We start from the raw sequence: 26342 nt of genomic DNA, 5'->3' as shown, positions 1-26342 counted from the left end.
ACCCTTGTAATTGGCCCTTTTCTATGGTGCTGGAACATGGCCGGTGGGACAGTTATTACATCAGCAGGAACAGCGGTGACAAAGGAGAAAGCTATGTCTTCCCCGGCTGAACGCCCGTCGCAAGAACCGGCAACGGCAGGTGGCCCGACTAAAAAGAAGGACCGTACACATCTGCTCTACGTGTCCGTCATCGTGGCTGTGGTGCTCGGCATCATCATCGGCTTCGTGGCGCCAGACTTCGCCCAGCAGCTCAAACCCTTGGGCACCGCGTTCATCGGGCTGATCAAGATGATGATTGCGCCGGTGATCTTCTGCACTATCGTGCTCGGCGTGGGCTCGATCGCTAAGGCAGCCACGGTGGGCAAGGTCGGTGGGCTGGCGCTAGGCTACTTCATCCTGATGTCCACCTTCGCGCTGGCGATCGGCCTGATCGTGGGCAACATCATCCAGCCGGGAGCTGGACTGGACATCGGCGCTACCGAGTTCGAAGCGGGTGGTGGCGAGGAAGAGGCTGGCGGGACCGTGGAGTTCCTGCTGAGCATCATTCCGACCACGCTGTTCTCCGCGCTTACTTTCGGCAGCATCCTGCAGACGCTGTTCGTCGCGCTGCTGGTGGGCTTCGCGCTGCAGAAAATGGGACCCAGCGGTGTACCGATCCTGAGGGGGGTTGGCTACCTGCAGACCCTGGTCTTCCGTATCCTTGTCATGATTATGTGGCTCGCTCCGATCGGCGCCTTCGGTGCCATCGCCGCCGTCGTCGGTGAAACGGGACTGGATGCGATCATCAGCCTGGGCACCTTGATGATCGCCTTCTACATCACTTGCGCCCTCTTCATTGTCGTTATCCTCGGCGGCCTGCTGAAGCTCGTGACGGGGATAAACATCTTCATGCTCATGCGCTACCTCGCGCGGGAGTATCTGCTGATCGTGTCCACCTCGTCCTCCGAGGTTGCACTGCCGCGGCTGATCGCGAAGATGGAGCATCTGGGTGTGGCCAAGCCGGTGGTCGGCGTCACGGTGCCAACGGGCTATTCCTTCAATCTGGATGGCACAGCGATCTACCTGACTATGGCTGCCTTGTTTGTCGCCGAGGCTCTGGGCAAGCCCCTCCAGTTGGGAGAGCAGATCTCGCTTCTGGTCTTCATGATCATTGCCTCGAAGGGCGCCGCCGGCGTCACCGGAGCCGGACTCGCTACATTGGCCGGCGGCCTGCAGTCCCACCGGCCTGACCTTGTGGAAGGCGTAGGCCTGATCGTGGGCATCGACCGGTTCATGTCGGAGGCCCGTGCCTTGACCAACTTCACCGGGAACGCAGTGGCCACGGTCCTGATCGGCAAGTGGACCCAGGAAATTGACCCGGAGCAGGTGGACAGGGTCCTGGCCGGTTCTGATCCCTTCGATGAGACCACCATGGACGAGGACCACGGCTACACCGGAACAGAGCCGGTTGGCACGCCGGGGCACCCCTACAAGGCGCACGCACACTAGCTCCTGCCGGCGGCAGGGGTAAATCCGGAGGACCGGACCGCACAACGGAAAGTGGCCCCCATCCGAATGGATGCGGGCCACTTTTTCGGTAACCGTCCGGCTGGATAGCCTAGGGGGTTGAGCCGGTTGGTAGGCGGACAGGTCGGATTACTACTGGCGGGCGCGCAGTGAATCGCGGATTTCGGTCAGCAGGACGACCTGCGGATCGGCTTCTTCTGCTGCCGGGGTGATGCCGAGGCGGCGGTTGCGGCGTTCAATCATGTGGTTCATGGGAACAACGACGACGAAGTAGATGGCGGCGGCTACGAGCAGGAAGTTGATGACTACGGTCAGGAAGGCGCCGAACCTGACTGCACCGAAGACCAGGAAGTTGCTGAAGTCGGGCTCTCCGACCAGCATCGAGATCAGCGGCATAAGGACGTCTCCGACGAGGGAGTTGACCACGCCGGCAAAGGCGGCGCCGATGACCACAGCGACGGCAAGGTCTACGACATTGCCCTTCATGATGAATTCCTTGAATCCTTGTAACATGCGCCCCAATGTACCGCTTGTCGTACTGAATGCAATGGATACTTAGCGGCTTTTAGGAAAACAGCTCAAAGATAATCAGGTGCTGCAGGCAGTCCGTAGTAGGTCTCCAGGGCCTTGGCACCGCTGTTGTACATGTCGGCCGCGTCGGCTTTGCCGATGAAACGCAGGTGCCATGGCTCAGGCGAATAACCCGTGATGTCTTGCTGCCCGGACTGGTAGCGGACCACGAAACCGAAGCGGTGGGCGTTCTGCGCGGCCCAGCTGCCGGCGGCGGTGTCCGCGAAGCAGGCGCTGAGATTGCAGGCTCCGCTGCTGTCCCCGATGTCCAGGGCAAGGCCGGTCTGGTGTTCCGAGTAGCCGGGGCGCGCCGATACTTCGTCGGCCCCGGCCTTGCCATTGACATTGACCCAGTGCTGGTAAGTGGAGACCTGCGTGTCGTAGGAGCGGAAGCCGCTCACGATGGTCATGCCCACGCCCTCCGCAGCGGCGGCGGCGAACATCTCCTCAGCGGCACCCGCAGCGGCAGCGCGCAACTGGGCACCGGCGCCGCCCGGACCAGTGGTCACGTTGGGGGAGCGGAGGTCGGCCGGGTAGTAATCTGCCGGTTCCAGCGGCCGGGTCTTATTAACAACGACGTCGATGCTCGCCGGATCGTCGTGACCTTCCGCGCCGGGCTGGTCGGCTTGCTGGTCTGGTTCCTCTGGCTCCCCGGGCTGCTCGGTCTCCTCCGGCTCGACACGGGCTTGGGGCTCGTCCGTCTCGGGCACGCTGGTTTCTCCCGGTTCCGGGGCAGCCGTGCCCTCGTCGCGCCCCGCGCCCGACGGCGACGGTGACGACGCAACGGAGGATGACGCCGTCGTGCTTTGGCTGGAAGGTTCAGGGGACGGGCCTGCGCAGCCGGTGAGCACGGCAATGGCGGCGGCGATGGCTAGCGTCTTGATGGCAGTCCTGCTATTCATCTCAGGTTTTCCGCAGCAGCATCCGGCGGACCGAGTGGTCCGCGTCCTTGGTGAGCACCAGTTGTGCCCGGCCCCGGGTGGGAAGCACGTTCTGCTCCAGGTTCGGCTCGTTGATGCGGCGCCAGATGCTCAGCGCCGTTTCCACGGCTTCCTCGTCCGTCAGAGAGGCGTAGCGGTGGAAGTACGATTCCGGATTCGCGAACGCGGAGGTGCGCAGCTTCTGGAACCGGTTGACATACCACTGTTCAATATACGAGGTCTTCGCGTCCACATAAATGGAGAAGTCGAAGAAATCACTCAGGGCCAGGCCGGAGCGGCCGTCCGCGCGGGGCCGTGCCGGCTGCAGCACGTTCAGCCCCTCGACGATCAGCACGTCGGGACGGCGGACCACAACTTCCTTGCCCGGGACAATGTTGTAGGTCAGGTGCGAATACCAAGGAGCCCTGACTTCCTCGGCGCCGGACTTGACCTCGCTGACAAAGCGCAGCAGGGCGCGGCGGTTGTAGGACTCGGGGAAGCCCTTGCGGTCCATCAGGCCACGGCGCTGAAGTTCCTCGTTCGGGTAGAGGAAACCGTCCGTGGTGATCAGCTCGACATTGGGCGTGCCCTCCCAGCGGCGCAGCATCTCGCGCAGCACGCGGGCGGTGGTGGATTTTCCGACGGCGACGGAGCCGGCAACGCCGATGACAAAGGGAGTGCGGCGGGTCTGTTCACCCAGGAAGGTGGTGGTTGCCTTGTGCAGTTCGCCGGCCGCGCCCACGTAGAGGTTCAGCAGCCGGGACAGCGGGAGGTAGACCTCGCGCACCTCGTCCATGTTCAGTTGTTCGCCCAGACCGCGCAGCCGCTCGATATCTTCCTGGTTGAGGGGCTGTTCGATCTCGTTGGAAAGCCGGGACCATGTCTGCCGGTCCAGCTCGACAAAAGGTGTGACGTTACTCTCACCATTGGATGACGCCGTCTTCGGTGTCTCTTCACTCACTTAACGAATTGTGCCTGTTGGGCGGCACATTACCCAATATCAAGACGACGTATACCCGGCGGCCGAAATCGGGTGCTAGCTGGTGGTGCCGCGTTTCATGCCCGCCCGGTGCGGTGCTCGGCCGGTGGGGCAGGTACGCTTTATGGCATGTGTGGAATCGTAGGTTATGTAGGCCGCCGCGACATGCCGGCCGTAAGCAGCAGTGCTGATCTTGCTCCCGGAATTGACAGCCACAGTGCTCTCGACGTGGTGCTGGAAGGTCTGCGGCGTCTGGAGTACCGCGGGTACGACTCTGCCGGCGTTGCCGTTATTGCCGACGGCGGCATTGAGTCCCGTAAGAAGTCCGGCAAGCTGAGCAACCTGGTCACCGAGCTCGAAGAGCGCCCGCTGCCGGTGTCGCTGACCGGCATTGGCCACACCCGCTGGGCCACTCACGGTGGTCCGACCGACCAGAACGCCCACCCGCATCTGGCCGATGACGGCAAGCTCGCCGTCATCCACAACGGCATTATCGAAAACTTCGCCGAGGTCAAGGGATCGCTGCTGGCCAAGGGCCACACCTTCCTCTCCGAAACGGACACCGAGGTGGCCGCCGTACTGCTCGGCGACATCTACCGCTCGCTGGTCAAGACGAACACCGGCTCCGGTGCCCTGGCGCAGGCCATGCAGCAGGCCTGCCAGAAGCTCGAAGGCGCGTTCACGCTGCTGGCCATCCACGCCGATGAGCCCGACGTCGTCGTTGCCGCCCGCCGCAACTCCCCGCTGGTAGTCGGCCTTGGCGAGAACGAGAACTTCCTCGGCTCCGACGTTTCCGGCTTCATCGACTTCACCCGCCGCGCGGTGGAACTGGGCCAGGACCAGATTGTCACCATCACCCCGGACAGCTTCGAGATCACCGACTTCTTCGGCAAGCCGGCCGAAGGCACCGAGTTCCATGTGGACTGGGACGCCGCGGCAGCGGAAAAGGGCGGCTTCCCCTCCTTCATGGAGAAGGAGATCAACGACCAGCCCGAGGCCGTGGGCCAGACCCTGCTGGGCCGCTCCGACGCCGACGGCCGGCTCACCCTTGACGAGGTCCGAATCGACCCGGCCGAGCTGAAGAACGTCAACAAGATCATCGTGCTCGCCTGTGGTACCTCCGCGTACGCCGGGCAGGTGGCGAAGTATGCCATCGAGCACTGGGTCCGGATCCCCACCGAGGTGGAGCTGAGCCACGAGTTCCGCTACCGCGACCCGATCGTGGACGAGCGCACCCTGATCGTCTCGATGTCCCAGTCCGGCGAGACCATGGACACCCTGATGGCCGTGCGCTACGCCAAGGAACAGGGCGCCAAGACCCTGGCGATCTGCAACACCAACGGGTCCACCATTCCGCGTGAATCCGACGCCGTGCTCTACACGCACGCCGGTCCGGAGATCGCCGTCGCCTCCACCAAGGCGTTCCTGGCACAGATCACCGCCGCTTACCTGCTGGGCCTGTACCTGGCACAGTTGCGCGGCAACAAGTTCCAGGGCGAGATCAAGGACATCCTCTCCGATCTGGCTGCCATCCCGGCCAAGATCCAGTCCGTCCTGGACAACGCGGACCAGATCAAGAAGCTGGCCCGTGAAATGGCGGAAACCCGCTCCGTGCTGTTCCTGGGCCGCCACGTCGGCTTCCCGGTCGCCATGGAAGGCGCGCTGAAGCTCAAGGAACTGGCCTACATCCACGCCGAGGGCTTCGCCGCCGGTGAGCTCAAGCACGGCCCGATCGCGCTGATCGAGGAAGGCCAGCCGGTCTTCGTGGTGGTGCCTTCGCCGCGCGGGCGCCACTCGCTGCACTCCAAGGTTGTCTCCAACATCCAGGAGATCCGGGCCCGCGGCGCCAAGACCATTGTCATCGCCGAAGAGGGCGACGAAGCGGTCAAGGCCTACGCCGAGCACGTCTTCTACATCCCGGAGACCCCGACCCTGCTTGCACCGTTGCTGGCCACCGTGCCGCTGCAGATCTTCGCGTGCGAGCTGGCGAACGCCAAGGGCTACGACGTCGACCAGCCGCGCAACCTGGCCAAGAGCGTCACCGTCGAGTAGAGGCTTCCCGCCAAGTACGTAAACGATAGCTGTCCGATGGGATCTCCCAACGGGCAGCTATTGTTCATTCAAGGCCTGTGCGGCCGCTGTGTGGATAGGTATGAATCATGATCGTGGGAATCGGCGTTGATGTGGTGGAGGTTTCGCGCTTCCGGAAGCAGCTGGAGCGGACGCCTGGATTGGTGGACCGGTTGTTCACGCCGGCCGAACGGGTCCTGAATACCCGCTCCTTGGCAGCGCGCTTCGCCGCCAAGGAAGCCATTGCCAAGGCCCTTGGGGCACCCGCAGGGATGAACTGGCAGGACTGCACTATCTGCATTGACGACGGCGGAGACCCGTACCCGGAGTTCACCGGGACTGTGGCTGCGGCATCCGAGGCCAAAGGCGTGAAATTCTGGCACCTGTCCATGAGCCACGACGGGGACCTGGCTACCGCAATGGTTGTCGCCGAGAGGTAGCTTCTACTCCGAATTGCTCGTCTGCCTGCATCTGAACCTGCGTTTTGTGCGCATCAGCAGGTTCGGAGGCGGAGGTTCCCCAGTCTGAACGAGGCCTGACGCCTCGGTGCGTGAACGGTAGGCCCTCGCTAACTCATGGATGGTGGCGGTATCGACACCCGCGCTCTTGGTCAGGGTGTCACGCACCCATCCCGACTGCAACAGGCGGCTGATTCGTTTCCTGACGGCATCCCTGGAAGGTGAGCCAGCCAAGTAGTCCCATGCCATTGGTGCGCGGAAATCCGGCCTCATGAGCAATTCCCGAAAGGCGGAGGCTTCCTCGTGATTCCCGGCGGTTTCAAAACTTCGTTCTGCCTGCGCAGTAATCACCCGGTAGGTCCGCTCCAGCAACAGGTCCAGACGCACCTGCTCACTTTCGGGGGCATCCGCTAACAATCCGTTGCAGTACTCCAGGACGTTGATATCCGTATCTGGAGAGCCATCCTCACGGTGTTGATCTGCAGACGTTCGAGGCAACAGCGGTCCGTCCTGAAACGGGGAAGAGTGCATGGGCCGAGACTAGTGGCCGGTTCTTGAAGCAATCTTGGGTGCTCTGACAACGGCAACGGCAACGGCAACGGGACGTGGGGGTTCTCTGGCCACTGCGGCAGCGGAGGCTACCGGCTAGGATCTGGTCATGGGAGATGCTGAGGATGTTTTCGAGGGACCAGCGGTAGAACTGCCTGAACCGATGCAGCGCTCGCGGGCGCTCTACCGGCCAGAGTCCGAAGTCCAGCCGCCGGTCCGGCACGCGCGAGGGTACGCTCCGTTCGTGGCCTTCTGCAGGGAGCAGGACGTGGACGCAGCGCAGCTGGGAACCGATCCCGCCAGGCTCGTGGAATTCCTGCACTCGTCCGGTGGCCGGATCGCCAACGACAGTGCGCTCGAAGCCGCGGCGGGAATGTTCGCCGGAAACGTGCTGGCCAGCCTGAGGCCGGACGCGCAGTGGCGGACCTTCGAGGGCAGTTCACCGACCGTCGGAAACGATGATCTGCAGTTCGAGATCGAGGGCCTGCCCACCCGGATCCGCGATGCCGACGCCGAGTGGCTGCAGGGCTTCATCTCCGTTATCCAGGAGTGGGAGAGTGAAGAGGCCGAAATCCTGCCGGCCATGCAACTGAAGCCGGTGCCGCCTGCGCCAGACCAACCGCCGTACATCCGGCCGACGCTGCCGGTGCAAGAGTTCAGCTCGCCGGACGGGCAGCCCATTCCGTACGGGAGCAGGTGGGGCGACGAGGGTCCGCCGGCGGAGGCCTACACCATGGACAGCAATACGGAGCGCTTCGCCGGGCTGCACACCGTGGCCCGTGCACTGATCGAGCACCTTTGCGAGGTGTACGACGTCGATGTGGATCCTGACCCTGAGCGCGTGCCGGATCTGCTGGTGCACTCCGATGAGGTGCGGGAAGCGGTCCGACTTTGTCCCCGCGACCCTGGCGCAGCGGTCCTGACTTTCGGACTTACCAGTTACCCCGGCGTGGTGGTGCATGCCGGGCTGCTGCACGAGTTCATCTTCCCGTCCTGCGGCTGCGACGCCTGCGACGAGACAGCCGAATCGGAGGCGGACAGGCTGGAACGGCTGGTGCTGGCGGTAGCCGCCGGCGGCTACGGTGAACGCTATCCGGTGGGCCGGCGCGGGTGGAGCGAATATGCGTTGACGGCGGCGGACGGTTCCTGGGAGGAAGGCGGCAGAGGAGAGCCCGATGCCGTCGCCGGGATCCGGCTCCGCGAGGCTGAGCTGAAGCTGCAGGAAGTTCCGGAGGGCTGGCGTCCCTGGCCGCTACGGACTGGTTGATGGGCAGGGCCGTCCAAGCGGGCACCCGGTTTGTCCGGTGCCCTCAGGCCCGGATGAAGATTGCGGAGGCGGCGGCGGACTCCACCATCAGGTCGCTCAGTCCGACGACGACGTACCAGTACGTACGTCCCCGCACCACTCCGGTATCCACGAACTTTTCGGGGTTGCCGCGGCGGCGGTGCACGCGGCGCAGGGCCCCGGCCTGTGAGGGGATGAATGCGCTGGAATCCGCCTTGGCTTCCCAGCGATAGATAGCGTAATGCCGCGGCAGCGTCCCGCTGTTGGAACCGCGCCAAATAAGCTCGACGCCAGAGCCGTTCCAGCGCGCACTGCTGATCACGGGGGTGTAGGGACGCTGGGCGCCAAGATGGGACATGACCGGCGTCATGGCCACCCGCTTGTAGTATTTGTCCTTCACCAGGCCGATGCTGCCCAGCTTGTTGGCCCGCACGGACTTGGCCGAGAAGTACACCTGGCCGCTGACCCGCGCCGTTGCCCGGCACTTGGCGGTGTGGTTGTACAGCTCCCGCCGGTCCTGCCAATCGGCGCCCTGGGCAGGGTCGCCGACCTTGTAGGCGGCCTCGCCGATGTAGAGCTTGCAGCTGGTGCCGCTGACCTGGGCCGACCACCAGTTGACCAGCGTGTTGTAGTCCGCGGCTGGATTGCCCTGGTGCCAGTAGAGCTGCGGCACCACGTAGTCCAGCCAGCCCTGCTTCACCCAGAGCCGCGAGTCCGCGAAGATGCCGTCGTAGCTCTGGAATCCGGAGGTCGCGGAGCCGCGGCTGTCCGTCGACTGGTTGCGCCAGATCCCGAACGGGCTGATGCCGAACAGCATCCGCGGTTTGGTAGCGGCGATCCTCGCGCTCAGGTCTCGGACAAAGACGTTCACGCTGCGCCGCCGGAAGTTCGCCAGGCTCTCACCGGGCAGCCGGTAGGCGTTGTAGGCAGCCGAGTCCGGAATGCTTTGGCCGGTCACCGGATAGGGATAGAAATAGTCGTCCAGATGCACGCCGTCGACGTCGTACTTCGCCACGACCTCCGCAATCACTTTGATGATGAAGCTGCGTACGGCGGGGATGCCGGGGTTGTAGTAGCGGCGGCCGCCATAGGCGAAAGTCCAGCTGGGGTTCTTCCGCGCCGGATGCCAGGAGATCAGGTCGGCCAGGTTCGCCGTCATGCCGGCTCGGAACGGGTTGAACCAGGCGTGCAAATGCAGGTTCCGGGCGTGGGCCTGGCTGACCGCGTAGGCCAGCGGATCGTAGCCGGGATTCCTGCCCTGGGTGCCGGTCAAGTAGCGGGACCACGGTTCGCCGACTGTGGACGGCCAGAAGACGTCGCCGGCCGGGCGCACCTGCAGCATCACGGCATTCAGGTTCCGGCTGCGGGCCAGGTCCAGCCAGCCGCGGAGCTCGGTCTGCTGGACGGCGGCGGTCAGCCCGGAACGCGACGGCCAGTCGATATTGACCACGCTGGAGAGCCAGAACCCGCGGAACTCGTGCTTCGGCGCGTCCGTGACCCGGGCACGCTCCCGCGCGGTGATGCGGTAGACCCTGTTGGGGACCGCCGCGGCGAGGCTGACCTCGAGCGGCCGCGGACCTGCCGCCGTCACCGCCCTGGACAGGCTGCCGCCGAGCAGACCTGCGGCGCCAAGCACGGTTACGGCCGCCGCGGCATTGAACTGCCGCCGCGAGAATGTAGACCCCAAATCGCTGCCAGTCATGGCCAGCTCACCTCGATAAAGAATGCTGCTAGCTCAACGATACGCTTGCGATCATCACCGCAACAGGGGAGTGTTGAAGTCGTGTCCGAAGGAGAATAAGCCATGACAGCACCGAATGAATACGCCAGTGTCCGGTACCTCGTCGACGATGTTCAGGCCGCCGTCGACTTCTACACAACGCACCTCGGCTTCACCGTTAACATGCAGGCGCCTGCCTTTGCCGACGTGATCCGTGGCCCGCTGCGGCTGCTGCTCTCCGGGCCAGCAAGCTCGGGCGCCCGCGCCACCCCGGCGGAGTATGGCGCTCCCGGAGGCAACCGCATCCACCTGATTTTTGCGGACCTCGACGGCGAGATCGAGCGGCTGCGCGGTGCCGGCCTGTCGTTCCGCAGCGACGTGGTGGCCGGACCGGGCGGGCGCCAAATCCTGCTCGCCGACCCCGCAGGGAACCTCATCGAACTCTTCGAAGCCGCCCAGCGGCCCTGACCCCGCAAACGACTCTCGAAAGGGACGGACGCCTCATGACGACCAAGATTTCCAAGGGTATCGCCACCCTGGTGGCGCTGTGCGCACTGCTCCTGACCGGCTGCGATAACCCCAACGAGGACGAAGGAAACAATCAGGACGTCCAACAGGAACAGAACGGGAACAACGGCGAGGAACAAGAGAACGACGGCGGCGATCAAGGCGGCAACGAGCAGGACAGGGAAGGCGGCGAAGCCGACGATTAGGGGATAGCCTGCCCGAAAGTCACTCGGGCCCGAGACTTTTCACATAGGCATACGCTTCATCGACAGCGCGGGCGCAGCACTGCTCGGTTTCCTGCGGATCTTCCCAGACCGCAGGGTAGGCCACCCATTCCTTCATCGTCCTGGTTCCCATCGTGACAGGCTCTGCTTCACCGGCCGCAACGGCCGCCTCCGCCCGGTGCCGCGGGATCCTCACGATCAGCCGGTCGGCGCCGCCCAGGAACGCGAAGACCGTCCTGCCCACTTTTATGCCGGGGCTGCGGAACATGGTGCCGCGTTCGACCAGCGGGTCTTCGGAAAACCGCACCGTGAGCGTATCCAGGAGCGCAAGCGAGGCCTCATTGCCGGGCCGGTGCTGGTCCGTCATGATACGGTCCTTTCTTCCTGCCTCGGTGGGATTCGAGCGGTAGCCGCTTCCCGCCGTCGTAATTCGTGCGATCTGCCCGAATCATCATCAAACTGTCTTTCGCATACTGTATGAAAGATACAGAAGCGTCTAATGTCAGGAGCAGTACATGGAAGTTTGGCCCGGAGAAGCCTATCCGCTGGGTGCCACCTACGACGGCAATGGAACTAACTTTGCCCTGTTCAGTGAAGCAGGCGAGCGTGTTTACCTCTGCCTGTTTGACGACGACGGCGAGGAAACCAGGGTTGAACTTAAGGATGTGGACGGCTACGTCTGGCATTGCTACCTCCCGCATGTTTTGCCGGGCCAGAAGTACGGTTTTCGCGTTGACGGACCGTATGAGCCGGCGAACGGGCTGCGCTGCAATGTCAACAAGCTGCTGCTGGACCCGTACGCCAAGGCCGTGCACGGGGAGATCGACTGGGACCAGTCGTTGTTCGGCTACAACTTCGGCGACGAGAACTCGCGCAACGACGAGGACTCCGCCGCGCACATGATGATGGGCGTGGTGGTCAGCCCGTTCTTTGACTGGGACGGGGACCGCAAGCCACGTATTCCGTACCACCGTTCGGTCATTTACGAGGCGCATGTGAAGGGCCTGACCCAGCTGCACCCGGACATCCCCGAGGAGCAGCGCGGAACCTACGCCGCCATTGCGCATCCGTCGGTGATCGCGCACCTGCAGAAGCTGGGCGTCACAGCCATCGAGCTGATGCCGGTGCACCAGTTCGTCAATGACAGCACGCTGCAGGAGAAGGGGCTCTCCAACTACTGGGGCTACAACACCATCGGCTTCTTCGCCCCGCAGAACACCTACTGCTCCACCGGGGACGCCGGGCAGCAGGTCCAGGAGTTCAAGGCGATGGTGCGCGAGCTGCATCTGGCCGGCATCGAGGTCATCCTGGACGTGGTCTACAACCACACCGCCGAGGGTAACCACATGGGCCCCACGCTGTCCTTCCGGGGCATCGACAACTCCGCGTACTACCGCCTCATGGAAGATGAGAAGCAGTACTACATGGACTACACCGGCACCGGAAACTCGCTCAACGTGCGCCACCCGCACTCGCTGCAGCTGCTGATGGACTCGCTGCGGTACTGGGCCACGGAGATGCACGTGGACGGTTTCCGCTTCGACCTGGCCTCCACGCTGGCGCGCGAGTTCTACGATGTGGACCGGCTGTCCACCTTCTTCGAACTCTGCCAGCAGGACCCGGTGGTTTCGCAGAGCAAGCTCATCGCCGAACCGTGGGACGTTGGCCCCGGCGGCTACCAGGTGGGCAACTTCCCGCCGCTGTGGACGGAATGGAACGGGCTCTACCGGGACACCGTCCGGGACTTCTGGCGCGGCGAACCTTCCACCTTGGGCGAGTTTGCCTCGCGCATCACCGGTTCGGCGGACCTGTACGAGAGTTCCGGCCGCCGCCCCGTGGCCTCGATCAACTTCGTCACCGCCCATGACGGCTTCACGCTGCGGGACCTGGTCTCCTACAACGAGAAGCACAATGAGGCCAACGGCGAAGACAATAACGACGGGGAATCGCACAACCGCTCGTGGAACTGCGGCGTGGAGGGGGAGACGGACGACTCGAAGGTGCAGGGCCTGCGCGCCCGTCAGCAGCGGAATTTCCTGGCCACCCTGCTGCTGAGCCAGGGCGTGCCGATGATCGCGCACGGCGACGAGCTGGGCCGCACCCAGCAGGGCAACAACAACGTGTACTGCCAGGATTCCGAGCTGTCCTGGGTTGACTGGGACAAGGTGGACCAGCCGCTGCTCGAGTTCGTCGCTGCGGTCAACAAGCTGCGCACCGAACACCCCACGTTCCGTCGACGTCGCTTCTTTGACGGACGGCCGGTGCGCCGGGGCGAAGGCGAGGCGCTGCCGGACATTGTCTGGCTGACCGCGGACGGCACCCTGATGGAGCCCGAGGACTGGGATGCGGCGCTGGGCCGGTGCATCGGCGTCTTCCTTAACGGCCAGGGTATCCCGGGCCGGGACGAGCGCGGGCAGCGGATCACGGACGAGAACTTCCTGATCTACTTCAACGCGGACGACAACGACGTGGAGTTCGTCCTGCCGCCCAAGGAGTACGCGGCCAAGTGGGACCAGGTGATTGACACCGCCGGCAAATACGCTGATTCCGAACCGATCGCGGCCGGGAAGCCCATGACCGTGCAGGCCAAGGCGATGGTGGTGCTGCGGGCCTACACGCCGCCGGCCGAAGAGCCTGACCACTCCGTGGCAGCGTCTCTGGCAGCGATGGCTGACGCCAAGGGCACCGGCAAGGGATCCGCATGAAAACCCCGCTCTCCACCTACCGGCTGCAGATCCGTGAGTCCTTCAACCTGTTCGACGCGGCGCGGCTGGTGCCGTACCTGCGCGAGCTCGGGGCTGACTGGGTGTACCTCTCGCCGATCCTCACCGCCGAGCCCGGCTCGGACCACGGCTACGACGTCGTCGACTTCACCGCGGTGGACCCGGCGCGCGGCGGAGCCGAGGGGCTGAAGGCGCTCTCCGAGGCCGCGCACGCCGCCGGGATGGGCGTGCTGGTGGACATCGTGCCCAACCACATGGGCGTGGCCACGCCGGTGAACAACCGCTGGTGGTGGTCGCTGCTGGCCGAGGGGCGCGGATCGCGCTATGCGGAGGCGTTCGACGTCGACTGGGACGCCGCGGACGGGAAGCTTCGGCTGCCGGTCCTCGGCGACGGCGGCGCAGAACTGGACGCGTTGGAGCTAGTGGACGGCGAGCTGCGCTACTACGAGAACCGCTTCCCCGTGGCAGCCGGAACGGCCGATGACGGCGCGGATGCCCGCACCGTTCATGAGCGGCAGCACTACCAGTTGGTGAACTGGCGCCGGGCGGACAGCGAACTGAACTACCGCCGGTTCTTCGGCGTGAACTCGCTGGCCGGAGTGCGCGTGGAAGTGCCATGGGTGTTCGAGGAATCGCACGCCGAAATTCGGCGCTGGTTCACCGAGGGGCTCGTGGACGGGCTGCGCATCGACCACCCGGATGGTCTGGCGGATCCTGGCGGTTACCTGCGCCAGCTGCACGAGCTGACCGGCGGGGCGTATGTGCTGGTGGAGAAGATCCTGGAACCGGGGGAGAGCCTGCCTTCGGGTTGGTTCTGCCACGGCACCACCGGATATGACGCGCTGGCGGACGTGGACCGGCTGTTCGTCGACCCGGAGGGCCGGGAACAGCTGACCGATGTGGCGCCCGTGGAACCCTACCGGCACATGATCCACGACACCAAGCGTGCTATTGCGGACGGTATCCTGCGCTCCGAGGTGCTCCGGTTGACCCGGCTCATCCCGGCCGAGGCGGACCTGGAGCAGGACATTGCCGCAGATGCGCTCGCCGAACTGCTGGCCTGTTTCCCGGTCTACCGCAGCTACCTGCCGCAGGGCGCGGAGTATCTGGAGGAAGCGGTGATCGCCGCGCAGGTCCGTCGCCCGGATCTGGCCGAAACGATCGTCGCACTGCAGCCGCTGTTGAACCCTGAAGGAGAGCTGACGGCGCTGGCCGTCCGGTTCCAGCAGACCTCGGGCATGGTGATGGCCAAGGGAGTGGAGGACACTGCGTTCTACCGCTACTCGCGGCTGACCTCGCTGAACGAGGTTGGCGCGGACCCGTCCATCTTTGCCATCGAGCCGTTCGACCTGCAGACCAAGCTGGTCCGCCGGCAGCTGGAACAACCGTTGGCCATGACCGCGCTGAGCACACACGACACCAAGCGCAGCGAGGACACCCGAGCGAGGATCAGCGTCCTCTCCGAGATGGCCGGCGCGTGGTCCGGGAAGTTCGCGGAGCTGGATGCGGCCGCGCCGCTGGGTGACGTGCCGTTCGCGGACCTGCTGTGGCAGGCTGCCTTGGGCGCGTGGCCGTTCAGCCGCAAGCGCGCCCACGCCTACGCGGAGAAGGCGGCGCGGGAAGCAGGAAACAGCACCTCCTGGCTGGACCCGAACGAGCAGTTCGAAGAACAGCTGCATGCCGCCGTGGATGCCGCGTTCGACAACCCTGAAGTCAACCGGATCCTGAGCACGCTGGCGGAAGAGACCAAGCTGCCCGGCTGGACCAATTCGCTCTCGGCCAAGCTGGTGCAGCTGACCATGCCCGGTGTTCCCGATGTCTACCAAGGCACCGAGTTCTGGGACCATTCGCTGGTGGATCCGGACAACCGGCGGCCGGTGGATTTCGACGCCCGGCACAAGGCCCTCGCCCGGCTCGGCGAGGGGACGGTTCCGGTCATCGACGAGGGCGCGCAGGCTAAGATGCTGGTGGTGGCCCGGGCTCTGCGGCTGCGCCGCGACCGGCCGGATCTGTTCATTGGTTACGAAGCCGTCAACGCCGAGGGCGCCGCAGCGGAGCATGTCTTCGGTTTCGACCGCGGCGGAGCCATCACGCTGGTCACCCGTTTGCCGCTGGGACTGCAAAGCGGCGGCGGATGGCGGGACACCGCCGTCGTCATTCCGGCCGGACGTTACCAGGACGTGCTGACCGGGCTGGTCTTCAGCAGCACCGGGTCGCTCCCGGTTGGTGACGTTTTCGCCGGCCTGCCCGTGGCCCTGCTGGTCAAGGAGGAAGAACAGTGAGTAACGGATTTGCCCCGGCACGCTTTGACGTCTGGGCTCCGCTGGCCAAGACCGTCGAGCTGAAGGCCGCCGGACAACTGCTGTCCATGGAGCAGAGCCAGGACGGCTGGTGGACGCTGGCCGACCCGGCGGCTGTTCCGGCGGGGGAGACGGACTACGGCTACCTGCTGGACGGCGAAACCACGCCGCTGCCGGATCCGCGGTCGCGCCGCCAGCCGGACGGCGTGCACGGGCTGTCCCGCAGGTTCGACGCCGATGCCCACCAGTGGGCGGACGGCGGCTGGCAGTCACCGGGACTGAACGGCGGCGTGATCTACGAGCTGCACCTGGGCACCTTCACTCCCGAGGGGACGCTGGATGCCGCCGCTGCCAAGCTGGACTATCTCGCCGGACTCGGCATCGACTTCGTGGAACTGCTGCCGGTCAATGCGTTCAACGGCACGCACAACTGGGGCTACGACGGCGTGCACTGGTACGCGGTGCAGGAAACCTACGGCGGTCCCGCGGCCTACCAGCGGTTCGTGGACGCCGCGCACCGCCACGGCATCGGCGTGATCCAGGACGTGGTCTACAACCATCTGGGTCCCAGCGGGAACTACTTGCCGCGCTTCGGCCCTTACCTGAGCGCTGCCGGGGGCAACAGCTGGGGTGACTCGGTGAACCTGGACGGCCCGGATTCGGACGAGGTCCGCCGCTACATCCTGGACAACGTGCTGATGTGGTTCCGCGACTACCACGTGGACGGGCTGCGGCTGGATGCCGTCCACGCGCTGCAGGACGAGCGCGCCGTCCACATCCTCGAGGAGTTCTCGGCCGCCACGGATGAATGTTCCCGGGAGCTGGACAAGCCGTTGTTCCTGATCGCGGAATCGGATCTTAACAATCCGCGGCTGCTGGAGTCCCGGGCTGTGAACGGGTACGGGCTCACCGGCCAGTGGAGCGATGATTTCCACCATGCCGTCCATGTGAACCTGACGGGCGAAACCGCCGGCTACTACGCGGACTTCGAGGGCCTGGATGTGCTGGCGAAGGTGCTCACGGAGGGCTTCTTCCACAACGGCACGTACTCCTCCTTCCGGCACCGGCACCACGGCCGGCCGATCAACAAGGAACGGGTGAAAGCGCGCCAGCTGGTGGTCTGCACGCAGAACCACGACCAGATTGGCAACCGCGCCGCGGGGGACAGGCTGTCCTCCACACTGGGCTATGGTCGGCTGGCGATGGCTGCCGTGCTGAACCTGACGTCGCCGTTCACGCCCATGCTCTTTATGGGCGAGGAGTTCGCCGCGTCCACCCCCTGGCAGTTCTTCACCTCCCACCCGGAGCCGGAACTGGGCGAGGCCACGTCGGCCGGCCGGCTCCGGGAGTTCGAGCGGATGGGCTGGGATCCGGACCTCGTGCCGGACCCGCAGGCCGAGACCACCTTCACCAACTCCAAGCTGGACTGGTCCGAGCCGGAGCGCGGGGACCACGCGCGGCTGCTGGCGCTGTACAAGGACCTGATTGCGCTGCGCCGGCAGACCCCGGAACTCACGGACCCGGATTTCGCTTCCGTCCAGGTGGAGTTCGACCAGGATCACGGCTGGTTCATTCTGCGCCGCGGCCGGATCAGCGTGTGCTTGAACTTCGCGGACCGGACCTGCACCGTGGATGCGGGCACCGGCCGGTTGCTGCTGGCCACGGAAGACGAAGCGAAGCTGGACGGTGTGCTGACGCTGCCGGCCAACTCCGCCGCCATCATCCGGGGGCAGGGCTAAGGGGCATGATCAGCGCCTGGACCGGTCGCCAGATCCGCGCCGCCGAGCAACCGCTGCTCGACGCCGGGCACGGCGACCGGCTCATGGCCACCGCCGCCCAGGGGCTGGCCAACGCCGTGGTCCGTGCAGTGCGGGAAAACCGCGGACGGATCTACGGCGCGCGGCTGGCAGTGATCGCCGGCAGCGGCAACAACGGGGGAGACGCGCTCTTCGCCGCCGCCACCCTCGCGCGCAGGGGAATGAGTACGACGGCGGTCCTCACCTCGGCGCGCAGCCACCCGCAGGCGTTGGCCGTGTTTGAGAAGGCCGGCGGGACTGTGCTGCGGCTGGCCGCTGGTGGTGCCGGTACGGGCGCGGGTGGTGACGATTCCGCCGCCGCGGCAGCCGGTCCTTTCGTCACGCCCGACGAAGCCGCAGCCAGCTGCTCCCGTGCGGATGTGCTGATCGACGGGATTCTCGGAACCGGAGCCTCGGGCGGTTTGCGCAGCCCGGGCAAGGATCTGGTGGAGAACATCATCGCGCGGGGAACCCCGGCCCTGACCATCGCCTGCGACCTGCCCAGCGGAGTCTCTGCCGATACCGGGGAAGTCTTCGGGCCCGTCCTGCCGGCCGACCTCACCGTGACTTTCGGTGGAGCCAAAGCCGGACTGCTCACCGATCCCGCCGCAGAGGTTGCAGGCAGGGTGCTGACCGTAGACATCGGCCTCGGTCCGCTTCTCCCGGTGCCGGAACTTCGGCGGCTGGAACCGGCGGATCTGGCCGACTGGTGGCCCGTACCGCAGAGAACCAGCCACAAGTACACGCGCGGCGTGCTCGGAATCGTCGCCGGGTCGGCCCAGTATCCGGGCGCCGCACTGCTGTGCACGCAGGCGGCCGCAGCCACGGGCGTGGGCATGATCCGCTATCTGGGCCCCCAGGAGATCTGCCGCCTGGTCAACCTCTCGACGCCGGAAGCGGTTTGCAGCCAGGGCACCGTGGGGGAGAGCCGTGTGCAGGCCTGGCTGGTGGGACCAGGCGCCACCGGGGATCGGGACCAGCAGGTCCGCGTTCGGGACGCGCTCGCTTCCGGACTGCCGGTGGTGGCGGACGCCGGCGCGCTGGACAGCCTTCCGGCCGACCTGGGCCCGCAGGTGATCCTGACGCCGCACGCCGGTGAACTCGTCCGAATTCTTGCCGAGCAGGACGTGGAGGTGACGCGCGAGCAGGTGGAGGCATCGCCGTCGGACTTTGCACGCCTTGCCGCCGGGCTTACCGGTGCCACCGTGCTGCTCAAGGGAGCAGCCACCGTCATTTCCTCACCGTCCGGTGCTCTCTTTACCCAGGACAACGCCACGCCCTGGCTGGCAACGGCAGGTTCCGGGGACACGCTCGCCGGGATCCTCGGCGCGCTCGCCGCCACAGTCCAGCGCGACCGCCTGACCGAAGCAGGCCTTCCCGAGCCCGACCATTGGGCGGCCGTGGCTGCCATGGCCGCCGCTGTGCATGGGATCGCCGGAACCGAGGCCGCTGCCGGAGGACCCGTCGCCGCCTCGGACTTCGGCCGGGCCGTGCCCGAAACCGTGCGGACGCTGCTGGAACTCCGTCAGGACGGCTAACGCTCTCACCTGGCGGCTGGACCTTGGGCGGAGTCGCGGGGTTCAGGCGGGATCGGGCGGCAGGATCCTGACGCAGCAGCGCCCGGGCGCAGGATCCAGCACCGCGGTGCAGCCGGCAGGCCCGGTCTTGCCGGTCACCGCCGACAACAGATCCAGGTTCAGCCCGCAGATGGTGGCCGTGTGGCTTTGGGACAGGCGGTGGAACGGACAGTTTTGCAGGACGACGCTGCCGTCCGCTTCGCTCTCGGGCTTGAACCCGTACTTCTCCAGGGCATGCTCAAGATTGTCCGCGTCCTCGCCGATGGCACTACCCGCCTCGGCGGCCACCCGCCGCAACGACTCGTCCACCGGGGCTCCGGTTCGGTGGGAATTCTCGACGGCGGCCGCAAGAAGTTCGGCCGCCAGGTCGTAGTGTCGTTGCGGCAGGCTGACCGAGACCTCTCGGACCGCCGGAGCATACAATTTGGTCGGCCGGCCCGACCCTGGACCGCTGCGCCCGGACAACCGCCGGTAGCTCACCGTCAGCAGTTCTTCCCGCGCCAACCGGTCCAGGTGGAAGGCCGCCGTGCCGCGCACCATGCCCAGCGCGCCGGCGACGTCGTCCCGGCTGACCGGTCCCTCCGCCTCAAGGATGTATTCATAGACCCCACGCCGGGAGGAATCCGCTAAAGCGGCAACTGCGCTGACCGAATCGGACTCCGTGCGTGCTTTCATACCTGCAATTTTACTCTAAAAACAACAACCATTGACATAACAGCCCGCTCTTTCTAAAGTCAAGTATTACTACTTTTAGAAAGGAACGGTCATGGTCACCCACCAGCCCCGCCTTACAGACCGCCCCGGTCTGCGCAGCCATACGCACCAGGCCTTTTTGCTGCTGCGTACCGTCTTCACCATCGCGCCGATTCTCTTCGGCCTCGATAAGTTCTTCAACGTGATGGTCGATTGGACTAGCTATCTGGCCCCCATTGCGACCGACATCATCCCGGTTTCTCCGCAAGCGTTCATGTATGCAGTCGGCGTCATAGAAATCCTCGCCGGCATTCTCGTGGCATGGAAGCCGCGGATCGGCTCGCTGGTCGTAGCTGCCTGGCTCGCCGGCATCATTATCAACCTGCTGTTGGTGCCCGGCTACTTCGACGTCGCCCTGCGTGATTTCGGACTCCTCGTGGGCGCTCTGGCCCTTAATCGCTTGTCCTCTGACGACAAGCACTGAATTTTCGATTTGAAAGGGACCGGGGGGTAAACGCATGATGGACGAATGACGTTTGAGGCTGCGGGCAACCGCTACGAGAAGATTCCATACCGCCGGGTAGGACGCAGTGGGCTGCGGCTCCCGGCGGTTTCTCTGGGCCTGTGGCACAACTTTGGCGACGACAAGCCTTTCGAAACCCAGCGCGCTATCCTGCGCCGTGCCTTCGATCTGGGTGTTACCCACTTCGACCTCGCCAACAACTACGGCCCGCCCGCCGGCAGTGCCGAGACCAACTTCGGCCGGCACATGCGCGAGGACTTCCTGCCGTACCGCGACGAACTCATCATCTCCACGAAGGCGGGCTACCTGATGTGGCCCGGCCCGTACGGCGAATGGGGATCGCGGAAGTACTTGCTTTCCAGTCTCGACCAGTCCCTCAAGCGGATGGAACTGGACTACGTGGACATCTTCTACAGCCACCGGCCGGATCCGCAGACCCCGCTCGAAGAGACCATGGGCGCTCTTGACCAGGCCGTCCGCTCGGGCAAGGCACTGTATGCCGGCATCTCCTCCTACACCCCCGAGCAGACCCGCGAGGCCGCACGGATCATGCGCGGGCTCGGCACGCCGCTGTTGATCCACCAGCCGTCCTACTCCATGCTCAACCGCTGGGTCGAAGATGGCAGTCCCAACCTGCTCGAAGTCCTCGAGGAGGAGGGCCTTGGCTCCATCGCTTTCTCCCCGCTGGCGCAGGGTCTCCTGACCGACCGCTATCTCGGCGGGATCCCGCAGGACTCGCGGGTTGCACAGAACAAGTCCTTCGCGGCGGACTGGCTGAATGAAGATCGGCTTTCGCGGGTCCGTGCCCTGAACCAGATTGCCGCCGGACGCGGCCAGTCCCTTGCGCAGCTCGCCATCGCCTGGGTGCTCCGCGAGCAGCGCAAGGGCGGCCAGGTCACCTCGGCGCTCATCGGTGCCTCAAGCGTGAAGCAGCTCGAGGATAATCTTGCCGCCGTCGAAAACCTGGACTTCTCCCTGGAGGAGATCGACATGATCGACCAGTATGCGGTGGAATCCGGCATCAACCTCTGGGCCCAGCAGTAGCGCCAGGCCTGGCGGTTCCGGACTGATCGGGTTCTGAAGTCGCGGCCACGCCATTCGCCTGCGGTGGCCGCAGCAGGAACGTGTATTTGTCGAGCAACTGGGCCAGCAGATCCAACGCCGCGTCTATGTCCGACGGCGGCGGCATGGCCGAGTGCGGATCCAGCTGGGCATGGGTTATGTGCTGGTCCACGTAGCACTTGATCCCCGCGGTCTTCTCGCTCAGCGCGGCCAGGTCCGCGCGCGGCACGGCCGGGTTCAGATGCCCAAACTTCAGCGTGTCTGCTTCTGCCATGAAAGCAAGTTCCAAATCACGACGGCGTTCTCCGGTTGCATCGCCGAGGAACCACTCACCGGCCAGCACCCTGGGCTCTTCCGCCATCTTCTGCAGGAGCCGCTTGAGGGAGCCGGTCCGGCGGTCGCCGTCGAGCATCCGCCGAATCCCCAGCGCCGCATCGCGGTAGTAGAGCGCATCCAGCCAGCTTTGCCCGTCCGGTGAAGCTGCAGCGCTGCCCCGTCCATCGGCACCCTGGAAGTGCTTGTCGGTCTCCTGCTCTGTAGAACGTGCAGTCGTTCTCAACCAGATCTGCCGGTTCTCCAGCAGTTCCCTGATCTCAGCGGTGATTCGCGCCAGCAAGACGAACCAGTCGGCAGGGGGCTGCCGGAGTGCAGCCTGCCCTTTTTCCTTCTCCCCGCCGTGAAGTGATGGCATGAATCCATCCTGACAGTTCGCCACGTCCGTGGGCCAGAGCCGCCCGTACCGCGGGGAAGCCATCCCTCAATGCTTGCCTGCCGACGCATGATCTCAATCGGACCGTAACAGTCGCAGTGGAGGCGTGTCGTAAGTGACGGGTCACCTATTCTTCTTAGGTCATTCACCCTTTTCTTGATGCATGGCCTTTGGCGGTCACCCTGCGAGCCGACGGCCTGCAAGGCTGAGAATCTACCTTGTATTTGCTAGGAGCGGTTATTCCTGTGTCACTGGCTGAAATCAGTATCGAAGTATTAAGCGCGGGCATCTGGATACTGGCAATCCTTGTGGGGCTGTCGATGCACCTGTGGCATCCGGGTGAGCGTCTGTCGCATCTGCCAAAATACCTGCGGCAGGCGCGAAAACTGCTCGCGGGGGCCCTTGGGGCCGTGACCACCTTCATTGCTGCCAACATCGCTTCCGGAATCTACGTGGTTGCGCATCCGGGGGATCCACGCTGGTCTGACAATGCTCCGCTGGCCGCCCCATCATTGTCAGGCACTCCGATGATTGGGCAGCACCTGCAATCGCTCGACTCTGTCATGGACGACGTCGTGGCGAGGATCAATGATGTCCGGGATATTCAGCAGGCCATTCCCGTTGCTCTCGACTTCTTCGCTGCGGCCGGCTGGGGATTCCTTGTGGTGATTCCGTTGGCACTTTTCGCCCTCGCCACCAGCTACCGCGAGAAGAAATGGCAGAAGGCTGAGTTCGCGCGCTACAAGCGGACCATGGAAGATCTCCAGCAGGAGCTCGACGACGTCAAACGGTTCGTGAATTACCAAGGCTGACCGATAGACAATGCCTCGTGTGCAACTTTGCATCCTGTGCAAGTTTAGGTTTATCGTAGACGAGTGCCATCCGAACAACTATCACCAGCCGACTCCGGCGGCCGGCGGGAGCTGAACAAGCGCGCCACCCGGACCGCCATATCGACGGCGGCGCTTAGCCTTGCCCGTGCCCATGGGCCCGGCGGCTTCACCGTCGACCAACTGGCCGAAGAAGCCGGAATCTCCCGCCGCACGTTCTTCAATTACTTCCCGTCCATCGAGGCCGCGCTCACGCGTCCGGTGGAGGAGTTCCTGGAGGGTGCCTTCGCCCAGCTCTACGACCGGCCGGCCGACGAGCCGATCATGGACGCCGTGCTCGCCACCTTGGGCGGGGACGTATCCCAGGAACAGATGGCGCTGCTCTGCGAGATCTATGCCATGGGCGAGGACGATCCCCAGCTGGAGCGGGTGCAGCTACAGGTCTGGAACAAGGCCCAGCAGAAACTCGAAGAGGGCCTGCGTGTCCGTTTATCCCGCTCCGAGAGCGACCTGCTGATCAATTCGCTCGCCGGTGCCCTGATCGCCTGCGGCCAGGCGGCCATGCGGGAAGCCGCCGCCGAAACTGCCGGCCGCTCGCCGGACACGGGAGCATTCCAAAAGTATCTGCTGGCGAGCATCGGGATGCTCCGCACCGGCTTCAATTCACTTTCGAAGGATTCCTGACGCATGGCCTCGTTGCTGTATGCCCTTGGCAAGTTCGCCGCCCGCAAGCGGTGGTGGTTCGTCTCCGCCTGGCTGGCCGTCATGGTGGCGGTCGGCGGTTCCCTCGTTGCGTTCAGCGGCACGCTGTCCAACAGCTTCACCATCCCCGGCACCCCTGCGCAGGGCGTGCTGGATGAGTTGAAGGAGAAGATGCCCGAGGCCTCGGGCGGCCTCGGCACCATTGTCTTCACCACTGAGGATGGCAAGGCCTTCACTGCTGAGCAGGAAGACGCGATCGCCGCGATCTCGGAGGAACTCACGGACAACGACGCCGTCAAGAGCGCCACCGATCCGCTGGAACTGCAGAGCTCCCTGGACGCTGCGCCGGAAATGATCGACGACGGCCTAGCCGAGCTGGACGCAGCCAAGCAGCAGCTGGAGGCAGGCCAGACCGAACTGGACGCAGGCAAGGCTCAGCTTGCGCCGGCCCAGCAGCAGCTCGAGACTGCCGAGGCACAGATCCAGCAACTCGAGGCGGCCGGCCAAACTGCCATGGCGGAGCAGGCCCGCGCCCAGCTGGAGCCGCAGCGGGCACAGCTGGAAGCGGCCCAGGACCGGTTGGCCGAAGCCGAGCAGCAGCTCGAAGACGGCCGCGCGGAGTATGAGTCCGGCGTCGCCGAGCTTGAAGCAGCCAAGCTGCAGCAGCAGTCCTCCGAGGGCCTGCGCTTCGTTTCCGAGGACGCTTCCGCCGCCTTTGTACAGGTCCAGTTCGAGCAGCCCCTGATGGAGGTCGCCAGGGCTGACCGCGACCAGGTCCAGCAGATCACCGAGGCGGGCCTCGTCCCGGGCCTGCAGGCGGAGTACAGCAAGGACATCGTCGAGGACATTTCGCAGCTCTTCGGCGCCGCGGAGATCATCGGTATTGCCGTTGCCGCAGCCGTCCTGATCCTCATGCTCGGCACTCTCATCGCCGCCGGACTGCCGCTGCTGATGGCGGTCATCGGCGTCGGTGTTGGCGTCGGCGGAACCATGGCGCTCAGCGGCGTGGTGGAAATGAGCTCGATCTCGCCGGTCCTGGCCCTGATGCTCGGTCTGGCCGTGGGGATCGACTACTCGCTCTTCATCGTCAACCGCCACCGCACCCAGCTGCTCTCCGGCGTCCCGCTGGTCGAGTCCATCGGCCGCGCCACCGGAACCTCGGGCAACGCGGTGCTTTTCGCGGGCCTGACGGTGATCATCGCCCTGGCCGCGCTCGCGGTCCCGGGCATCCCGTTCCTGACCGTGCTGGGACTCGCCGGTGCCGCGACGGTGGCGGTCGCCGTCGTCGTTGCTTTGACGTTGACCCCGGCCATGCTGGCCATCATGGGCAAACGGATTCTGTCCAAGCGGGCGTGGGCAAAGGCCGGAATGAGCGGACCCGTGAGTGAAAATACCGCTCAAACAACGACGGCGGGTGGGCAGTTCCACAACGACCCCAAGCGCAGCTGGGGCAAGGCCGTCACCCGGCATCCGTGGCTGTCCTTGGTGGCCGGCGTCGCCGTTCTTGGAATCATGGCGGTTCCCGCCGCCGAACTGCGTCTGGGTCTGCCGGACGGCAGTTCCGAGCCTGCGGATTCCACGGCGTACCAGGCCTACACGCAGCTCGGCGAGAACTTTGGCGAAGGCATTAACGGCCCGCTGATCATCGTGGCTGACCTGCCGGAAGGCCTTGAAGGCACTGCCAAGGACGAGGCGCTGCTGGAGCTGTCGCAGGAACTGCGCGCCATGGACCACGTCTCCGCCGCGGTGCCCACCGGCACCAGCGAGGACGGCCGCACCGCCGTACTGCAGGTCATCCCGGAGGAAGGTCCGGCAGCGGAGAGTACCGAGGACCTAGTCCACAACCTTCGCGCTGAAGCCAGCGCGCTCGAGGCGACCACCGGCGTCGGCGTTTCGCTGACCGGCCAGCCCGCCATGCAAATCGACGTCTCGGACAAACTTGCCGACGCCATGCCCATTTACTTGGCCATTGTCATCGGGCTCTCGCTGATCCTGCTGCTGCTGGTCTTCCGCTCCATCCTGGTGCCGCTGCTGGCGACGGCCGGCTTCCTGCTGTCGCTCGGAGCCAGCTTCGGTGCCGTCGTGGCGATCTACCAGTGGGGCTGGCTGAGCGAGGTTTTCGGCGTCCACCATCCGGGCCCGATCCTGAGCTTCCTGCCGATGATCCTGATAGGCGTGCTCTTCGGCCTGGCGATGGACTACCAGATGTTCCTGGTCTCGGGCATGCGCGAATCATTTGCGCACGGCGAGGACGCGCGCGCCGCGGTCGTCAGCGGTTTCAACCACGGCGCCAAGGTGGTCACGGCCGCCGCGATCATCATGGTCTCTGTGTTTGCCGGCTTCATCTTCTCCCACCTGACCATGGTCCGGCCCATCGGCTTCGCGCTGGCGCTGGGCGTGCTGCTGGATGCCTTCGTGGTGCGCATGACGCTGATCCCCGCGGCCATGCACCTGCTGGGCAAATCTGCGTGGTGGATGCCGAACTGGCTGGAGAAGATCCTGCCGGACGTCGATGTCGAAGGGGCGAAGCTGGTTCCGGGCGGCCCTGCCTCCGCAGCTGCCCACGGCGCCACGGATACGCTTGAGGAAGCGACCGTCCGCTAACAGCTTTTGGCGGGCGAGCCGAAACTTTCGCCCGC

Annotated in this window: 23 protein-coding genes; 15 read left to right on the top strand and 8 right to left on the bottom strand. The window is 65.1% G+C overall.

Going from position 1 to position 26342, the window contains the following annotated elements:
• Positions 1-93: 93 nt before the first annotated feature.
• Entirely contained in the window at positions 94-1488 is a 1395-nt protein-coding gene (locus tag J5251_RS18705; protein WP_208574834.1) for a cation:dicarboxylate symporter family transporter, read from the top strand.
• A 150-nt stretch (positions 1489-1638) separates the two neighbouring features.
• On the opposite strand, the gene mscL is transcribed toward J5251_RS18705, so the two are convergent.
• The 3 genes from mscL to coaA form a co-directional block, all read right to left on the bottom strand.
• A complete protein-coding gene (gene mscL / locus J5251_RS18700) occupies positions 1639-2019 on the bottom strand; it encodes a large conductance mechanosensitive channel protein MscL (protein WP_139005785.1) in 381 nt (126 codons plus the stop codon).
• Positions 2020-2084: 65 nt separating this feature from the next.
• Positions 2085-2978 carry a M15 family metallopeptidase gene (locus tag J5251_RS20425; RefSeq protein WP_244250727.1) on the bottom strand — a complete coding sequence of 298 codons (894 nt, stop codon included), beginning with the start codon at positions 2976-2978 and terminating at the stop codon, positions 2085-2087.
• Between the two features lies 1 nt (position 2979).
• A complete protein-coding gene (coaA, locus tag J5251_RS18690; RefSeq protein WP_139005786.1) occupies positions 2980-3957 on the bottom strand; it encodes a type I pantothenate kinase in 978 nt (325 codons plus the stop codon).
• A gap of 147 nt (positions 3958-4104) precedes the next feature.
• Here coaA and glmS point away from each other — a divergent pair, with 147 nt between their 5' ends.
• Positions 4105-6027: a glutamine--fructose-6-phosphate transaminase (isomerizing) gene (gene glmS, locus J5251_RS18685; protein ID WP_208574833.1), complete on the top strand. Its 1923-nt coding sequence runs from the start codon at positions 4105-4107 to the stop codon at positions 6025-6027.
• Positions 6028-6134: 107 nt separating this feature from the next.
• Entirely contained in the window at positions 6135-6485 is a 351-nt protein-coding gene (locus J5251_RS18680) for a holo-ACP synthase (RefSeq protein ID WP_139004653.1), read from the top strand.
• A gap of 3 nt (positions 6486-6488) precedes the next feature.
• Here the strand turns inward: J5251_RS18680 and J5251_RS18675 are convergent, their stop codons facing one another.
• Positions 6489-7034 carry a hypothetical protein gene (locus tag J5251_RS18675; protein ID WP_208574832.1) on the bottom strand — a complete coding sequence of 182 codons (546 nt, stop codon included), beginning with the start codon at positions 7032-7034 and terminating at the stop codon, positions 6489-6491.
• Between the two features lie 127 nt (positions 7035-7161).
• Between J5251_RS18675 and J5251_RS20420 the strand changes: the two genes are divergently transcribed.
• Positions 7162-8319: a DUF6226 family protein gene (locus tag J5251_RS20420; RefSeq protein ID WP_244250726.1), complete on the top strand. Its 1158-nt coding sequence runs from the start codon at positions 7162-7164 to the stop codon at positions 8317-8319.
• Positions 8320-8362: 43 nt separating this feature from the next.
• Here the strand turns inward: J5251_RS20420 and J5251_RS18665 are convergent, their stop codons facing one another.
• Positions 8363-10039 carry a glycoside hydrolase family 10 protein gene (locus J5251_RS18665; protein ID WP_208574831.1) on the bottom strand — a complete coding sequence of 559 codons (1677 nt, stop codon included), beginning with the start codon at positions 10037-10039 and terminating at the stop codon, positions 8363-8365.
• A 102-nt stretch (positions 10040-10141) separates the two neighbouring features.
• Here J5251_RS18665 and J5251_RS18660 point away from each other — a divergent pair, with 102 nt between their 5' ends.
• Together J5251_RS18660 and J5251_RS18655 are read left to right on the top strand one after the other, a co-directional pair.
• Entirely contained in the window at positions 10142-10525 is a 384-nt protein-coding gene (locus tag J5251_RS18660) for a VOC family protein (RefSeq protein WP_139004656.1), read from the top strand.
• A 35-nt stretch (positions 10526-10560) separates the two neighbouring features.
• Positions 10561-10770, top strand: a complete 210-nt coding sequence (locus J5251_RS18655) for a hypothetical protein (RefSeq protein ID WP_208574830.1) — start codon at positions 10561-10563, stop codon at positions 10768-10770.
• 19 nt (positions 10771-10789) lie between these two features.
• Here the strand turns inward: J5251_RS18655 and J5251_RS18650 are convergent, their stop codons facing one another.
• The gene (locus J5251_RS18650) at positions 10790-11155 is read right to left on the bottom strand and encodes a TfoX/Sxy family protein (RefSeq protein ID WP_208574829.1); all 366 of its coding nucleotides are present in this window, start codon (positions 11153-11155) and stop codon (positions 10790-10792) included.
• A gap of 148 nt (positions 11156-11303) precedes the next feature.
• On the opposite strand from J5251_RS18650, the gene glgX reads away from it, so the two are divergent.
• Genes glgX through J5251_RS18630 form a run of 4 tightly spaced genes read left to right on the top strand, consistent with a single transcriptional unit; the run spans position 11304 to position 19145 of the window.
• Positions 11304-13493, top strand: coding sequence for a glycogen debranching protein GlgX (gene glgX / locus J5251_RS18645; RefSeq protein WP_208574828.1), 2190 nt, complete (start codon positions 11304-11306; stop codon positions 13491-13493).
• Positions 13490-15793, top strand: coding sequence for a malto-oligosyltrehalose synthase (gene treY / locus J5251_RS18640; RefSeq protein WP_208574827.1), 2304 nt, complete (start codon positions 13490-13492; stop codon positions 15791-15793). Before glgX ends, treY begins: the two co-directional genes overlap by 4 nt.
• The gene (gene treZ / locus J5251_RS18635; RefSeq protein WP_208574826.1) at positions 15790-17550 is read left to right on the top strand and encodes a malto-oligosyltrehalose trehalohydrolase; all 1761 of its coding nucleotides are present in this window, start codon (positions 15790-15792) and stop codon (positions 17548-17550) included. The genes treY and treZ overlap by 4 nt, the downstream gene beginning before the upstream one ends.
• 5 nt (positions 17551-17555) lie before the next feature.
• Positions 17556-19145, top strand: a complete 1590-nt coding sequence (locus J5251_RS18630; RefSeq protein ID WP_208574825.1) for an NAD(P)H-hydrate epimerase — start codon at positions 17556-17558, stop codon at positions 19143-19145.
• Between the two features lie 42 nt (positions 19146-19187).
• Here the strand turns inward: J5251_RS18630 and J5251_RS18625 are convergent, their stop codons facing one another.
• Complete coding sequence (locus J5251_RS18625) at positions 19188-19859, bottom strand: helix-turn-helix transcriptional regulator (RefSeq protein ID WP_208574824.1); 672 nt, start codon at positions 19857-19859, stop codon at positions 19188-19190.
• 91 nt (positions 19860-19950) lie between these two features.
• On the opposite strand from J5251_RS18625, the gene J5251_RS18620 reads away from it, so the two are divergent.
• On the top strand, positions 19951-20361 hold the full coding sequence (locus J5251_RS18620) for a hypothetical protein (RefSeq protein WP_208574823.1): 411 nt from the start codon (positions 19951-19953) through the stop codon (positions 20359-20361).
• Positions 20362-20406: 45 nt separating this feature from the next.
• Positions 20407-21444 carry an L-glyceraldehyde 3-phosphate reductase gene (gene mgrA / locus J5251_RS18615; RefSeq protein WP_139004665.1) on the top strand — a complete coding sequence of 346 codons (1038 nt, stop codon included), beginning with the start codon at positions 20407-20409 and terminating at the stop codon, positions 21442-21444.
• Here mgrA and J5251_RS18610 read toward each other — a convergent pair.
• Positions 21422-22153 (bottom strand): hypothetical protein, encoded by a 732-nt coding sequence (locus J5251_RS18610; RefSeq protein ID WP_208574822.1) that lies wholly within the window; start codon positions 22151-22153, stop codon positions 21422-21424. The genes mgrA and J5251_RS18610 overlap by 23 nt on opposite strands.
• 263 nt (positions 22154-22416) lie before the next feature.
• On the opposite strand from J5251_RS18610, the gene J5251_RS18605 reads away from it, so the two are divergent.
• The 3 genes from J5251_RS18605 (at position 22417) to J5251_RS18595 (ending at position 26307) form a co-directional block, all read left to right on the top strand.
• Positions 22417-22983: a hypothetical protein gene (locus J5251_RS18605; RefSeq protein ID WP_208574821.1), complete on the top strand. Its 567-nt coding sequence runs from the start codon at positions 22417-22419 to the stop codon at positions 22981-22983.
• Positions 22984-23046: 63 nt separating this feature from the next.
• Complete coding sequence (locus J5251_RS18600; protein ID WP_139004668.1) at positions 23047-23685, top strand: TetR/AcrR family transcriptional regulator; 639 nt, start codon at positions 23047-23049, stop codon at positions 23683-23685.
• A 3-nt stretch (positions 23686-23688) separates the two neighbouring features.
• Positions 23689-26307, top strand: a complete 2619-nt coding sequence (locus tag J5251_RS18595) for an MMPL family transporter (RefSeq protein ID WP_208574820.1) — start codon at positions 23689-23691, stop codon at positions 26305-26307.
• Positions 26308-26342 lie beyond the last annotated feature (35 nt).

This window comes from Arthrobacter crystallopoietes (assembly GCF_017603825.1).
Lineage (GTDB): Bacteria > Actinomycetota > Actinomycetes > Actinomycetales > Micrococcaceae > Crystallibacter > Crystallibacter crystallopoietes_B.
Note: the sequence above shows the minus strand (reverse complement) of the source record. Positions and strands in the feature narration are given on the sequence as shown.